Here is a 13,953-nt window from a genome sequence, read left to right as displayed (position 1 = left end):
ACTACCTGACAATCAGCGTGCCAATCAAAACGCAAAAGCCTTGCCAATTTGTTTTCAAAGCCATTCAAACCAGATCTGGTTCAGCTAAAATCGCCTGACACAAGATGCTGATTCCGTTTAGACTTTCTTCACATCTGCTGCATTGCAAATTGCAACGCCACCTGCAAACACGGCTAACAAAAGGTTAAGAAATTGAGCCGGACGCCCGTCAGGAAATCTCTTCCTTGACGTCGATGGTCGAGCGCTTGCCGATGTCGTCATAGTGCCGCTCGAGCCATTCCTGCGCGGTCTTGCGCCCAAGGTCCTTGAGATCGGTGAGAAACGCCCATTCGGCGTTGAGTTTCGATGAGGCTTGCAACGGCTTCAGCTCCCCGGCGGAGATCCTGTGCATGTTGACCTTCATGTATTCCTCGCTCGACAGCTTGCCTTCCTCGATCAGGCGCGTGACGAAGTCGATGGCCCGGAGTTCGCGAAGGAGCGTGGAATTGAAGGTAATCTCGTTGAGCCTGTTGACGATCTCCCGCGCGGTCTTCGGCACCTTGCGCCGTTCGATCGGGTTGATCTGGATGAGCATCACATCCGGCGTGTCGGTGTCGTAGAACAGCGGATAAAGCGGCGGATTGCCCATGTAGCCGCCATCCCAATAGGGCTCGCCCTCGATTTCCACCGCCTGGAACACCTGCGGCAGACACGCAGATGCCATCACCGCATCCAGCGTGACTTCCTTTTCGCTGAACACCCGGATCTTGCCGGTGAAGACGTTGGTTGCCGAAACGAAGATCTTCATGTGTTCGCATTGGTGAACACGGTCGAAATCGACGGTTTTTTCCAGAACATCGCGCAGCGGATTGGCGTTGAGCGGATTGAATTCGTAAGGCGACGCAAACCGCGTCAGCACATCGAAAAACAGATAGCTGGGGGAATGATCAAGGCTCCACTCCCCCAGGAACACGTCCAGCGGCGAACGCTGGATCGGGCTGTATTTGGCCTGTCGGCTGACCTCGTACCAGAAAGCTTCAAGGCGCTCTCTCGCACCGTCTTCGCCGCCGTCCTGCATGCCGCCGGCAAGCACCACCGCATTCATGGCACCGGCCGACGTGCCGCTGATGGCGTCGATCTTCAGCCGCTTGTCTTCCAGGAACCAGTCCAGAACGCCCCAGGTGAAGGCGCCGTGTGCGCCGCCACCTTGAAGGGCAAGGTTGATCTTCTTAGGCGCGGCCATGACGGCTCCCTTGTTCCGGTGGTTCGGCGATGGTCGCGGGCGGGCATCAGCCCGCACCGCGAGCAGCGTGGATCAGTGTGCGGTCCAGCCGCCATCGATGGGCAGGATCGAGCCGGTGATCGATGATGCCGTATCGGAGCACAGGAAAACCGCATAGCCCGCCACCTGTTCGATGGTCACGAACTGCTTCGTCGGCTGTGCGGCCAGCATGACGTCGTTCTTGACCTGCTCTTCGGTCATGTTGCGCGCCTTCATTGTGTCGGGGATCTGCGCTTCCACCAGCGGTGTCCAGACATAGCCTGGGCAGATGGCGTTGACGGTGATGCCCTGCTGGGCGACTTCCAGCGCCACGGTCTTGGTGAGCCCCGCAATGCCGTGCTTGGCGGCCACATAGGCGGACTTGTAGGGCGAGGCGACCAGCGCGTGGGCGGAAGCCGTGTTGATGATCCGTCCCCAGCCCTTGGACTTCATGCCGGGCAGCGCGGCACGGATCGCATGGAAGGCGGACGTCAGGTTGATGGCGATGATGGCATCCCACTTGTCGACCGGGAATTCGTCGACCGGCGACACGAACTGGATGCCGGCATTGTTGACCAGGATATCGACACCGCCGAATTCCTTTTCCGCATCGGCGATCATGCCGGCGATCTCGTCGCCCTTCAGCATGTTCGCCGGCGAATAGGTGCAGCGCACCCCGAAATCCGCCTCGATGGCGGCCCGGGTCTTTTCGATCTCTTCGGCATCACCCAGCCCGTTGATCACGACATTGGCGCCTTTTTCCGCGAAGGCGCGGGCGCAGCCGAGCCCGATGCCCGAAGTGGATCCGGTGATGACGGCGGTTTTGTTGGCAAGCATTTGGGATCTCCCTTGATCGGCGGATCATCGGCCGGGAGTGTCCGGCCATCCGGAAACGGATCGTTGAAAGGCTTGGCCTCGTTCTGCCTTCCACGGAAGGCAACAAGGCGTCAGAACAGAAAATTTCAGGCACACATTCGACCAGTTATCGCCGCACTGCAACATCGGAATGATGAAATTTGATCCATGTTGCCTTCATCAACGCCGGTTCATGCGCTGCGCCCCTTCAAGCGCCTTGCGTGCACGGGCCCTGGCTGCGTCCCGCGTTTCCTCCACTTTGGAAAGATCTTCCTGTCGAAGCCCGAGTTGCGCGGCAAAGCGTTCGCGGATCAGGCCGTAGAAGGTCGCGTGCAGGCTTGCAAACGCCCAGACCAGGATCAGCATGGTGCCCATCGGAAAGACCGCCGAACGGATCTGCTGCCACAAGACGCTGGCAGGCATCAATCCATCGGAGACGCCAAGAACGACCGCCCAGATGCCGACCAGGAAACCTGCAAGCAGGCTCATCACCAGCGCCGCAAAGGCCATGGCCCAGCCAAGCCCGGACGTTGCCCGCCAGCTTTCCTTGAGCGTCAGCGGATCATCCACCGCCGATGCCGGCAGCACGACGGAAAAGCGTTGCACCACCATCAGTGCAACGAACGGTGCCAGAAACAGGAGCAGCAGTCCGATGCCCGCCGTGACCGCGGCCAGCAGCAGGGAAACAATCACCAGCGGTATCAGTGACAGGGCGCCGATCAGGCTGAGGACGATCTGGTTAAGAATGACGCGTATGTTGCGCGCCCCGAAGGTAACCGGAAAATCCCGCGCGTCGATCAGAATGCGCCGGACATAGGCAATGGCGATGGAAAAGCCGACCAGCAGGTTGGCAATGGCGGCCAGCGCCCTGAGCGCGCCTTCATCGGCAGCGGCCACCGGCTCGGTCATGTAGGAAACGGTCTTGAAGCCGCTTTCCGGCATCAGCGACCCGCCGATGGCGAAATTCAGGGCAACCAGAAGCAGGATATAGGCCCAGCCGGTTTTCAGAAGCGTCCCGAAATTGTGCTGCGCCAACGACAGCGAACGTTCCAGAACGGTGAAAAACATGGTCTGCTCCGGTTGCTTGCAACGGCCGCAGGATACGCGATTCAGGCCGGCGCACCAGCCCCCTCCGGCCGTTCCATCGCGATCCGGTACCCTGCCGTCAGGATCGAGATTCCCAGCACCGTGACGATGATCTGCACCAGCACGTTGAGCACGAGGATCTTCATCTGGATGAGGGCTGCCGGCAGGCCGCCGGACAGAAGACCAAGAAGATACTGCAGCCCCTCGCCAACGGCGACAAAAGGCAGGATCAGGATGAGCGCAGCCAGGAACATCGGCATGCCGAGGCCTTTTCCGAACTGAAGCATCTGACTGAAGCCGAGCGGTCGCTCAACGGCAACGGCCGGCAGGCTGAGGTTCAGACGGAACAGGAACGGGGCGAGAATGAATAACGCGACGATCCACAAAACCACCGTCATGGCGGTGCTGTTGAACAGGCTCGACAGCACACCAATCACCAGCCCTGCAGGCAGCACGACAACGACCGCGGCCAGCGACAACAAAAGCATTTGCCCGATGAAACGGAACTCGACAGCGCCAACGCGAAAGTGCAGCGGTCCGGGCCGCTCGTTCAACAAACCGAACCGGTGCCAGGCGACCGAAATGGATGCGGACGACAGCAGCGCAATCACCATGGTCGTTACCAGCAGCAGGACCGTCGTTCCGGAAATATCTTCAGGCGCGGTCGCCTCATCGATCTGCGCGCCATTCGCCAGAATGAAGAGAGACAGCACAAACTGCAGGAGAAACCAGCCACCACAAACCTTGAACACGGTTTCCAGATTGCCAAAGACAATGGAAACAGAGTCCGACAGCAACCGTTTCAACATGCAGCACCCTCCACAACAAGACGGCCGACGGTTTGGGCCGGCCCATGCAAGCTCATAGCGGGCTGAAAACCATGTGGCAACGTCCGCGAGCCTGAAGATCGACCTGCCTTTGCCGCGGCTCTGCCATTGCCCTTTTTTGCCGCACGCCCTAATCATGCGCTGGAAAGTCGGCCCCAGTTCCCTCATATGAGGGGCAAACGCTCAAAACCCGTTGGTTCCTGTGATGATCGATGATTTCGCGAAAGCCCTGCCCCGCCGCTCCTCCGTCGGTGTGAAGGTCGGCAATGTGATGGTTGGCGGTGATGCGCCTATCGTGGTGCAATCCATGACCAACACCGACACGGCAGATGCAGATGCGACCGTCGCGCAGGTGGCCGCGCTCGCCCGCGCCGGCTCTGAAATCGTCCGCATCACCGTGGACCGTGCGGAAGCGGCCGCCCAGGTGCCGCGGATCAAGGAACGGCTGGAGCGGATCGGCATTACAGTGCCGCTCGTCGGCGACTTCCACTACATCGGCCACAAGCTGCTGACCGACTATCCCGACTGCGCCGCCGCGCTCGACAAGTACCGCATCAACCCGGGCAACGTCGGCTTCAAGGCCAAGCGCGACACGCAATTCTCGCAGATCATCGACATCGCGCAGAAATACGACAAGGCCGTCCGCATCGGCGTCAACTGGGGTTCTCTCGACCAGGAGCTTCTGACGAAACTGATGGACGAGAATGCCGAAAGTGCAAATCCGGTTTCAGCAGCGGCTGTCATGCGGGAAGCGATTATCCAGTCCGGACTTCTGTCCGCCGAGCGCGCCGAAGGCCTCGGCATGGGCCGCGACAAGATCATCCTCTCGGCCAAGGTCAGCCAGGTGCAGGACCTGATCGCCGTTTATGCCGATCTCGCCCGTCGCTGCGACTATGCCCTGCATCTCGGCCTCACCGAAGCCGGCATGGGCACCAAGGGCATCGTATCGTCCGCCGCTTCCATGGGCATTCTCCTGCAGCAGGGCATTGGCGACACCATCCGCGTGTCGCTGACGCCGGAACCGGGCGGCGACCGCACACGCGAGGTGCAGGTGGCTCAGGAGCTTTTGCAGGTGATGGGCTTCCGCGCCTTTGTGCCGGTGGTGGCCGCCTGCCCGGGCTGTGGCCGCACAACGTCCACGGTCTTCCAGGAACTGGCCCAGGACATTCAGGACCACATCCGTGTTTCCATGCCCAAGTGGCGTGAACAATATCCGGGTGTCGAAAGCCTCAACGTGGCCGTGATGGGCTGCATCGTCAACGGCCCGGGCGAATCCAAGCATGCCGACATCGGCATTTCCCTGCCCGGCACCGGCGAAACCCCCTCGGCGCCTGTCTTCATCGACGGCGAGAAGGTCATGACCCTGCGCGGGCCCGGCATTGCCGACGAGTTCAAGCAGATGGTTCTGGACTATATCGAAAAGCGCTACGGCACCGGCAGCAAGTCGTCTTCCGACGCTGCCTGACCCCGGAAGGAACACGACCCCATGATGCAGCCGGGCGCCCCCGAGCCACAGAAAAAGCCGGTTCTGGTGATCACCTCCCAGGTGGTCCGTGGCGGTATCAGCGGTCGCGGTCTGACCTTCGCACTGGAACGGATCGGCCACGATGTCTGGTTTCTGCCGACCATCCTGCTGCCCTGGCATCCCGGACAGGGCAAGGGCACTCGCATCGTCGCCCCAGCAGCAGACTTCACCGCCATTGTTGAGGATCTTGCCGCATCCCCGAAACTGGCAGAAGTCGGCGCGGTGATTTCCGGCTATCTCGGCAATCCGGAACAGGCGGCTGCCATCGCGTCACTTGTGAAGACGGTCAAGACCCACACTCCGGATGCGCCATACCTGTGCGATCCGGTCATGGGCGACCAGCACGACGGCAGCGGCAACCTTTATGTGCCCACGGCAACGGCCGAGGCAATCCGAGACCAGCTGGTGCCCCTGGCCGATGTCGTCACGCCCAACGCCTTTGAACTCGGCTGGCTGACGGGCCGCGAGATCGACAGCGAAATGCAGGCTCTCGCCGCCGCCCGGGTTCTCGGCAACGAGCGCGTGATGGTGACCTCTTCGCCAGCCCTGCGCCGCAATGCCATTGCCAACCTTCTGGCAGGCCCGCGTGGCGCCGTTGCAGCCGAACATGCTTCGATCGCCAATCCGCCGCACGGCACCGGAGACCTGATCGCAGGCCTGTTCCTGGCCAATCTTCTGGCCGGTCAAAACGACGAGGAAGCCCTGAAACGTGCGTCGGCCTCTGTTTTTGAACTGGTTGCCCGCAGCGTGCGCAAGGGCGCGGACGAATTGCTGTTCGCCGAGGAACAGAACTCCGTGGTGAAGGCAATGGCTCTCGTCACCTCGCGCCGGGTTCTGGAAGCAAAGGCCCGTGCCTGACGGGGCAGGCACAAGGGTTGCCGGTATCGACGGCTGCAAGGCCGGCTGGGTTGCGGTCATCCGCAATCTGGAAGACCCCGCCGATCTGGATCTGATCGTCTTTCCGACCTTCGCGGATATTGTCGGACACACCCCGCATCTTGCCATTGTCGCTGTCGACATGCCCATCGGCTTGCCGGACCGCATCGGCCCTGGCGGTCGCGGCCCGGAAAAGGCTGCTCGCAAGCACCTTGGCATGCGCCAATCCTCGGTGTTTTCCGTGCCCGCCCGCCCCGCGGTTTATGAAGACGATTACCTGAAGGCCTGCAACACGGCACTCGCCACGTCCGACCCGCCGAAAAAAGTCTCCAAGCAGTGTTTCTTCCTGTTCCCGAAAATGCGGGAAATCGACGCCCTGATGACACCGGAGCTGGAGACACGCGTCCACGAGGTTCACCCGGAGCTTGCCTTCTGGCGCCTCAACGACGACGCGGAAATGGACCTGCCCAAGAAGGTCAAGAGCCGCGCCAACCCGGCAGGCCTCGACCAGCGGCGGGACCTTCTCGTCTCCAAGGGGTTGCCCGGAGAGTTTCTCGACCAGAAGCCCCCGCGCGGCTGCGGCCGCGACGACCTTCTGGATGCCGCCGCCAACAGCCTGATTGCCGAGCGGATTTTTCGGGGAGACGCGGAACCGTTTCCGAAGGACTTCCGCCGCGATGAGCGCGGCCTGAGGATGGCGATCTGGGCGTAATGCGCTCGCGTTGTCCATTTTCCTGCTTTTCCTGAAAATCCTTCAAGGCATGCCCCACCCTTCCCTTTTCGCCAAAACCTGCTAAAACGCGCGCCGTTCCCCAAAAGGGAACCACCGGTCGCAGCCTACCCGGTGCCAGCGAAAACAAGGGACCACATCGTTGAAAACACTTGTCATCTGTTCCGGCGGAATGGATTCCGTCACCCTTGCGCACAAGGTTGCGCGGGAACACGAGCTGATCGGCCTCGTTTCTTTCGACTATGGCCAGCGCCACAAGAAGGAGCTGGACTACGCGAAGGCCTGTGCCGATGAGCTGAACACCGAGCATATCCTGATCGACATTTCCAATATCGGCCGCCAGCTGACCGGCTCGGCGCTGACCGACAACGTGGACGTGCCGGATGGGCATTATGCCGAGGAAACCATGAAGATCACCGTTGTGCCGAACCGCAACGCGATCATGCTTTCCATTGCCTTCGGCATTGCCAGCGCGCGCGGTGCCGAAGCGGTCGCGACCGCTGTCCACGGCGGCGACCACTTCATCTATCCGGACTGCCGTCCGGCCTTCACCGAAAGCTTCGAGACCATGCAGCGCCACGCGCTGGAAGGCATGGGCGAGATCAGCCTCTTCACGCCTTACGTCCACACCTCCAAGGCGGACATCGCCGCCGAGGGACTGAGGCTTGGCGTCGACTATCGCAAGACATGGTCCTGCTACAAGGGCGGCGAGGTTCAATGCGGGCGCTGCGGCACCTGCGTGGAACGGCGCGAAGCCTTTCACCTGGCCGGTGGCATCGACCCGACGGTCTACGCAGACGAAGCGTTCTGGAAGGAGGCGTGCAATGTTTAGGATCACCAAGGAATTCCACTTCTCCGCCAGCCACCAGATCCTTGGCCTGGGAGAAGACCACCCCTGCGCCCGCCTGCATGGCCACAACTATGTGGTCGAGGTGGAGCTGATGTCGGAAGAGCTGAACGGCATCGGCTTCGTGCGCGATTACCGCGAACTATCCGAATTCAAGCGCTTCATCGACGACACGCTCGACCACAGGCACCTGAATGATGTGCTCGGCAATGATTGCGTGACTGCCGAGACCATGGCGCGCTATTTCTACAACTGGTGCCGCCAGCGCTGGCCGGAAACCTCGGCCGTTCGCGTGAAGGAAACGCCGAAGACCTGCGCCGAATTCCGTCCCCTCGTCTATCCGGGGGCGCGTGCGGCATGAGTATCGAACAGATCCGGGTCAGCGAAATATTTGGTCCCACCATTCAGGGTGAAGGCGCCCTGATTGGCCAACCCACCGTGTTCGTGCGCACCGGCGGCTGCGATTACCGCTGCTCCTGGTGCGACACGCTGCATGCGGTCGACAGCGCTCATCGGGACGAATGGTGCCCGATGACCCCGGAAGCCATCCTGATGCAGGTGGAGATCCTGTCCGGCGGCAATCCGCTGACAGTGTCGCTTTCCGGTGGCAATCCGGCGATCCAGCCGCTTGGTGGCCTGATCGAGCTCGGCCGGAAAGAGGGCTACTGTTTCGCGCTGGAAACGCAGGGCAGCCTCGCCAAGGACTGGTTTGCCGAACTCGACGTCCTGACGCTGAGCCCGAAACCGCCTTCCTCGGGCATGACCACCGACTGGCAGCGCCTGGCGGAATGCGTCGAGGCCGCAGGGCCGGAGACGCAGACAGTGCTGAAGGTCGTCGTCTTCGACGAGGCGGACTATGCCTTCGCGCGAGACGTCTCAGACCGCTACCCGCACCTCAGCTGCTTCCTGCAGCCGGGCAACCACACCCCGCCGGCGGCAGCCGACACCGATGCCACCATCGACATGGCCGGCATCATGGAGCGCATGCGCTGGCTTGTGGACCGGGTTACCTCCGACAGATGGTACGCAGCCACCGTCCTGCCGCAGCTTCACACGATGATCTGGGGCAATTTGCGCGGGGTTTAGGAACCGGCCTCTCCGGTGTCATCCCGGCCAAGCGTAGCGCGAGCCGGGACCGGGAAGCCAACGGTGTCGCGAGCAGAATCGACAGGCCTTCGCCTCCCCGATCCCGGATCTTCGTCCGGGATGACAACGGAGAGGAAGCTTTTCAAAACTGCTCCCTCATCCTGAGGAGCCGCTCCAGCGGCGTCTTGAAGGAGGGGCGGCACGCACAGAACGAGCGACCCATCCTTCGAGACGGACCTGACGGTCCTCCTCAGGATCAGGGCACAGGGAAGCGAAAGCCCAATTTTGGGTCTTTGCGAGTTCATTCAAGAACACGAATCCCACCCACCGACAGCGCAAAAGCGTGTCCCCGGAACGGGCTCAAAATCAGGAGACAGTCATGTCCGACAAGAGCATCTACGAGAACCTGACCCAGCTCGGGTCTTCCACCGAACTTCCCGACGATCCCGACAAGGCGGTTCTGGAAAAAGTGCCGAACCCGCAGGCTGGCACGGGCTACATGGTCCGCTTCGTTGCCCCGGAATTCACCTCGCTGTGCCCGATCACCGGTGCGCCGGACTTCGCTCATCTGGTGATCGATTACGTGCCACGCGATTTCCTGGTCGAGAGCAAGTCGCTGAAACTATTCCTCGGCTCCTTCCGCAATCACGGCGCCTTCCACGAGGACTGCACGGTTTCCATCGGCAAGCGCCTGGTCGACCTGCTCGATCCGGAGTGGCTTCGCATCGGCGGCTACTGGTATCCGCGCGGCGGCATCCCGATCGACGTCTTCTACCAGACCGGCCCAGCTCCGGACGGCGTCTGGATCCCCGACCAGGGTGTTGCCCCCTATCGCGGGCGCGGCTAAGGCAAACGGGCAGCCTGCGCGGATATGACGACCCCAAGGTTCGGGCAGGAATTCGGCACTATCGATCAACGCCAGGCCGCACCCCACCCGGAAGTGTCACCCCGGGCGAGCATCGCGAGACCCGGGGCCCACTCATTTCCAGAGCCTCAAGACTTGCCCAAGGCTCAAAGCGACTGCCTGAACGCAATAGAGATTTCCGAGCTCGCCGTGATGGGGATTGGATCCCGGGTCAAGCCCGGGATGACATCTGAGGGTGGGGCGAGCCTTGCTTGCCATCCGCTTACCAGAAACACCTGTTGTTCCGCGCAAGAGACCGCGCAATCGGTACACCCGCCGTCCGCCCCGCGATCCTTCCGCCTGGCTGGCTGCCTTACTCCGGCACGGGCAGGTTCAGGCCAGGCGCCTTTTCGATCACCTGGGTGGTCACCATCTCGAACGACGGGGCCTTGCTGTCGTAGATCGCCTTGACGATGAAATCGTCACTGCGGCGGACAAAGTAGGTGTAGCGGTTTTCCGTGACCATGCCCTGACTGACGGTGATATCCGCGGCCACCACCTCCACGGCCTCACCCTCCAGCTCTTCCTCGCTGCAGGCCGCGTTGCGGATGGTGTCTGCGTTCGTTTCCTTGTCGACACGTGCCTGATCCGCGTTCTGGCCGGTATCCATCTCGCGGATCTTTTCCCAGGTCGAACCCTGGTCCGCGGATTGGTAGAGCACGTTGCCGTAGCCAAGCACCCAGGGGCCTTCCGGCGTCGTCGGCACGGTCAGATAGTGATCCTGCGACAGGTAGAAAAAGTCATTGGTGGTTGGCGGCGCGCCCTTGAAGGCGGTGGTCACCTGGGTCTTGGTCGGCGTCGTCTGATCGAGTTGCAGATAGAGTTCCGTGAAACGATCCTGACACGGGTCAGCCAGTGCGCTCTGCATAGAGCCGGCAAGAAGAAAAAGAACTGCGGGCACGCGGTATTTCATGAAAGCCCCCATGGAAATGAATTTAAGAAATCGGCCGAAATCACCGGCCATTCCCATGGAACACTTTTTCCTGCCGCCAAACAATCACCTCGTTGGCTTCAACGTCCCATCCTGACCCGCAAATGCAGCAGGGCCGCCCGATCGGTATCGATCGGGCGGCCCCAGATTGCGTCTGTGTTCTGAATGAACGCAGCTTGCTCTTAGAAATGAACCGAACGTGCGTCGAGCGGCTTCTGGTTCGGCGGAGCGAACTTGGTCAGATCGATCCCTTCCACAGCTGCCTTGTATTCGTCGAGGCTCGGCGTCCGGCCAAGGATGGCCGACAGAACCACGACCGGCGTCGAGGCCAGCAGGGACTCACCCTTCTTGTCGGAAGAATCTTCCACGACACGACCCTTGAAAAGACGCGTGGAGGTTGCCAGAACCGTGTCGCCCTTGGCGGCCTTTTCCTGGTTGCCCATGCAAAGGTTACAGCCCGGACGCTCAAGGTAGAGAATGTTCTCGTATTCGGTGCGGGCGGTGTTCTTCGGCGAGTTGTCGTCGAATTCGAAACCGGAGTATTTCTGCAGAATGCTCCAGTCGCCTTCTTCCTTCAGCTCGTCGATGATGTTGTAGGTCGGCGCAGCCACCACGAGCGGTGCCTTGAACTCGACTTTCTCGTTGGTTTTTTCGAGGTTCTTGAGCATCTGGGCGACGATCTTCATGTCACCCTTGTGCACCATGCACGAACCGACGAAACCCAGATCGACCTTCTTCTCGCCGCGGTAATAGGAAACCGGGCGGATCGTGTCGTGGGTGTAACGCTTGGAAACATCCTCGTTGTTCACGTCCGGGTCCGCGATCATCGGCTCGTCGATCAGGTCCAGATCCACCACGACTTCCGCGAAATACTTCGCGCTTTCGTCCGGCGTCAGAGCCGGCTTTTCGCCGGAGCGGATTTCGGCAATGCGCTTGTCGGCCTTGTCGATCAGGCCCTGCAGAACCTTGTTGGCGTTGTCCATGCCCTTGTCGATCATGATCTGGATACGGCTCTTGGCGATTTCCAGGGATTCAATCAGGGTATCGTCGTTGGAGATGCAGATGGAGGCCTTGGCCTTCATCTCCGCGGTCCAGTCGGTGAAGGTGAACGCCTGGTCGGCGAGCAGCGTGCCGATGTGCACTTCGATGATGCGGCCCTGGAAGACGTTGTCGCCGAACTGCTTCAGCATCTGTGCCTGGGTGGCATGAACGACGTCACGGAAGTCCATGTGATCCTTCATGGTGCCCTTGAAGGTCACTTTCACCGATTCCGGGATCGGCATGGTTGCTTCGCCCGTGGCCAGTGCCAGCGCGACCGTGCCCGAATCCGCACCGAAGGCAACGCCCTTGGACATGCGGGTGTGGCTGTCGCCGCCGATGATGATTGCCCAGTCGTCGACTGTAATGTCGTTCAGCACCTTGTGGATCACGTCCGTCAGCGGGTGATAGACGTCCTTGGGATCGCGTGCGGTGATGAGGCCGAACTTGTTCATGAAGCTCATCAGCTTCGGAATGTTGGCCTGTGCCTTCAGATCCCAGACCGAAGCCGTGTGACAGCCGGACTGGTAGGCGCCGTCGACGGTCGGTGCGATCACCGTTGCCGCCATGGCTTCCAGTTCCTGGGAAGTCATCAGGCCGGTCGTGTCCTGCGAGCCGACGATGTTGACCTTCACACGAACGTCGGAACCGGCATGCAGCACCTTGCCTTCCGCAACGCCGACAGCGTTCCGGTTGAAGATCTTCTCGACCGCCGTCAGGCCCTGGCCTTCGTGCGACACTTCCTTGTTGGGTGCGAACACCGGCGGCATCTCGATGCCGAGGGTTTCTGCGGCAAAGCTCTGCAGCTTCTTGCCGAAGACGATGGCGTAGGAACCACCGGCCTTCATGAACTCGACCTTCTGCGGGGTCAGCGCGGAAGCGACATCGGCCAGTTCTTCGTCACCGGCATCGTTGTAGAGCTTCTTGGTCTTGGTGTTGATGGTCAGCACCGTGCCGGTCTCGACGGAATACTTCTGTTCCAGAACCGGGCTGTCGTCATTGTTCAGGATCGGCTTGCCGTTTTCGTCCAGCTTCTTGACCCAGTTCTTCAGGTCAATGCCGATGCCGCCGGTCACGCCGACGGTGGTCAGGAAGATCGGTGAAATGCCGTTGGTGCCGGCAACGACCGGGGCAATGTTCACGAACGGAACATAGGGGCTGGCCTGCTTGCCGGTCCACAGGGCGACGTTGTTGACGCCGGACATGCGGGACGAACCCACACCCATGGTGCCCTTTTCGGCAATCAGCATGACGCGCTTGCCCGGATGCTGCAGCTTGAGCGCCTCGATTTCCTTCTGGGCCGCTTCGGAGATCATGCACTTGCCGTGCAGCTCGCGGTCGGAACGCGAATGCGCCTGGTTGCCGGGGGACAGAAGGTCGGTGGAAATGTCACCTTCGGCGGCGACATAGGTGACGACCTTTATTTCCTCGTCGATGTCCGGAAGCTTGGTGAAGAACTCGGCCTGAGCGTAGCTTTCCAGAACGTCCTTGGCGATTTCGTTGCCGGCCTCATAGGCGGCCTTCAGCCGGTCCGTGTCGGCATCGTAGAGGAAAACCTGTGTCTTCAGGACTTCAGCAGCATCCCTGGCGATCTGGGCATCGTCGCCAAGAGCCAGGTCCAGCAGAACCTCGACGGAAGGACCGCCCTTCATGTGGGACAGGAGTTCGAAGGCAAACGCCGGGGTGATCTCATCAACAACAGACGTGCCGAGGATGATTTCCTTCAGGAACTTCGCCTTCGCGCCGGCAGCGCTCGTGGTGCCCGGCAGCGTGTTGTAGATGAAGAACTTGAGCGACTCTTGCCGGTGCTGGTTGCCGGTATCCTTGATCTGCGCGACGATCTCTTCAACGAGAGCAGCGTCTTCGATGGGCTTGGGATGCAGACCCTGGCCTTTGCGCGTTTCGATCTCTTTCAGGTAGTCTTCATACAAGCTCATGATGATCCCGGCGTCCTGGTGTTGTTTGAAGCCTGGCTTCCGGATCGCCGTGAGGTCTGGCGGGCCGGGAC

Annotated in this window: 13 protein-coding genes; 7 read left to right on the top strand and 6 right to left on the bottom strand. The window is 60.9% G+C overall.

What is annotated here, in order from left to right; genetic code table 11:
* Positions 1-208: 208 nt before the first annotated feature.
* The 4 genes from FIU93_RS07885 to FIU93_RS07870 form a co-directional block, all read right to left on the bottom strand.
* Positions 209-1,222: a patatin-like phospholipase family protein gene (locus tag FIU93_RS07885; protein WP_031270129.1), complete on the bottom strand. Its 1,014-nt coding sequence runs from the start codon at positions 1,220-1,222 to the stop codon at positions 209-211.
* A gap of 72 nt (positions 1,223-1,294) precedes the next feature.
* Complete coding sequence (locus FIU93_RS07880) at positions 1,295-2,077, bottom strand: 3-hydroxybutyrate dehydrogenase (protein WP_152505289.1); 783 nt, start codon at positions 2,075-2,077, stop codon at positions 1,295-1,297.
* Positions 2,078-2,275: 198 nt separating this feature from the next.
* On the bottom strand, positions 2,276-3,163 hold the full coding sequence (locus FIU93_RS07875; RefSeq protein WP_077291512.1) for a 4-hydroxy-3-methylbut-2-en-1-yl diphosphate synthase: 888 nt from the start codon (positions 3,161-3,163) through the stop codon (positions 2,276-2,278).
* Between the two features lie 41 nt (positions 3,164-3,204).
* Positions 3,205-3,990, bottom strand: coding sequence for a hypothetical protein (locus tag FIU93_RS07870; RefSeq protein ID WP_023002764.1), 786 nt, complete (start codon positions 3,988-3,990; stop codon positions 3,205-3,207).
* Positions 3,991-4,213: 223 nt separating this feature from the next.
* Here FIU93_RS07870 and ispG point away from each other — a divergent pair, with 223 nt between their 5' ends.
* From ispG to queF, 7 genes are all read left to right on the top strand, one after another.
* A complete protein-coding gene (ispG, locus tag FIU93_RS07865; protein ID WP_152505288.1) occupies positions 4,214-5,473 on the top strand; it encodes a flavodoxin-dependent (E)-4-hydroxy-3-methylbut-2-enyl-diphosphate synthase in 1,260 nt (419 codons plus the stop codon).
* Positions 5,474-5,494: 21 nt separating this feature from the next.
* On the top strand, positions 5,495-6,391 hold the full coding sequence (gene pdxY / locus FIU93_RS07860) for a pyridoxal kinase (RefSeq protein WP_152505287.1): 897 nt from the start codon (positions 5,495-5,497) through the stop codon (positions 6,389-6,391).
* Positions 6,384-7,121, top strand: a complete 738-nt coding sequence (locus tag FIU93_RS07855) for a DUF429 domain-containing protein (RefSeq protein ID WP_152505286.1) — start codon at positions 6,384-6,386, stop codon at positions 7,119-7,121. Before pdxY ends, FIU93_RS07855 begins: the two co-directional genes overlap by 8 nt.
* Before the next feature lie 160 nt (positions 7,122-7,281).
* Complete coding sequence (gene queC, locus FIU93_RS07850; protein WP_152505285.1) at positions 7,282-7,971, top strand: 7-cyano-7-deazaguanine synthase QueC; 690 nt, start codon at positions 7,282-7,284, stop codon at positions 7,969-7,971.
* Positions 7,964-8,347: a 6-carboxytetrahydropterin synthase QueD gene (gene queD, locus FIU93_RS07845; protein WP_055659875.1), complete on the top strand. Its 384-nt coding sequence runs from the start codon at positions 7,964-7,966 to the stop codon at positions 8,345-8,347. Before queC ends, queD begins: the two co-directional genes overlap by 8 nt.
* Positions 8,344-9,072: a 7-carboxy-7-deazaguanine synthase QueE gene (gene queE, locus FIU93_RS07840; protein WP_152505284.1), complete on the top strand. Its 729-nt coding sequence runs from the start codon at positions 8,344-8,346 to the stop codon at positions 9,070-9,072. Before queD ends, queE begins: the two co-directional genes overlap by 4 nt.
* A gap of 379 nt (positions 9,073-9,451) precedes the next feature.
* Positions 9,452-9,919, top strand: a complete 468-nt coding sequence (gene queF / locus FIU93_RS07835) for a preQ(1) synthase (protein ID WP_006937960.1) — start codon at positions 9,452-9,454, stop codon at positions 9,917-9,919.
* 370 nt (positions 9,920-10,289) lie between these two features.
* On the opposite strand, the gene FIU93_RS07830 is transcribed toward queF, so the two are convergent.
* Both FIU93_RS07830 and FIU93_RS07825 read right to left on the bottom strand, forming a co-directional pair.
* Entirely contained in the window at positions 10,290-10,946 is a 657-nt protein-coding gene (locus FIU93_RS07830) for a hypothetical protein (RefSeq protein WP_152505283.1), read from the bottom strand.
* Between the two features lie 143 nt (positions 10,947-11,089).
* A complete protein-coding gene (locus FIU93_RS07825) occupies positions 11,090-13,882 on the bottom strand; it encodes a bifunctional aconitate hydratase 2/2-methylisocitrate dehydratase (RefSeq protein WP_152505282.1) in 2,793 nt (930 codons plus the stop codon).
* Between the last annotated feature and the right edge of the window lie 71 nt (positions 13,883-13,953).

This window comes from Labrenzia sp. THAF35 (assembly GCF_009363595.1).
GTDB lineage: Bacteria > Pseudomonadota > Alphaproteobacteria > Rhizobiales > Stappiaceae > Roseibium > Roseibium algicola.
The sequence above is the reverse complement of the archived record's forward strand: the minus strand, read 5'-3'. Positions and strand labels throughout refer to the sequence as shown.

Excerpts from the sequence above, each read along its gene's own strand:
- FIU93_RS07885 (WP_031270129.1), bottom strand. The coding sequence starts at position 1,222 with ATGGCCGCGCCTAAGAAGATCAACCTTGCCCTTCAAGGTGGCGGCGCA.
- FIU93_RS07880 (WP_152505289.1), bottom strand. The coding sequence starts at position 2,077 with ATGCTTGCCAACAAAACCGCCGTCATCACCGGATCCACTTCGGGCATC.
- FIU93_RS07875 (WP_077291512.1), bottom strand. The coding sequence starts at position 3,163 with ATGTTTTTCACCGTTCTGGAACGTTCGCTGTCGTTGGCGCAGCACAAT.
- FIU93_RS07870 (WP_023002764.1), bottom strand. The coding sequence starts at position 3,990 with ATGTTGAAACGGTTGCTGTCGGACTCTGTTTCCATTGTCTTTGGCAAT.
- ispG (WP_152505288.1), top strand. The coding sequence starts at position 4,214 with ATGATCGATGATTTCGCGAAAGCCCTGCCCCGCCGCTCCTCCGTCGGT.
- pdxY (WP_152505287.1), top strand. The coding sequence starts at position 5,495 with ATGATGCAGCCGGGCGCCCCCGAGCCACAGAAAAAGCCGGTTCTGGTG.
- queD (WP_055659875.1), top strand. The coding sequence starts at position 7,964 with ATGTTTAGGATCACCAAGGAATTCCACTTCTCCGCCAGCCACCAGATC.
- queE (WP_152505284.1), top strand. The coding sequence starts at position 8,344 with ATGAGTATCGAACAGATCCGGGTCAGCGAAATATTTGGTCCCACCATT.
- queF (WP_006937960.1), top strand. The coding sequence starts at position 9,452 with ATGTCCGACAAGAGCATCTACGAGAACCTGACCCAGCTCGGGTCTTCC.
- FIU93_RS07830 (WP_152505283.1), bottom strand. The coding sequence starts at position 10,946 with ATGGGAATGGCCGGTGATTTCGGCCGATTTCTTAAATTCATTTCCATG.
- FIU93_RS07825 (WP_152505282.1), bottom strand. The coding sequence starts at position 13,882 with ATGAGCTTGTATGAAGACTACCTGAAAGAGATCGAAACGCGCAAAGGC.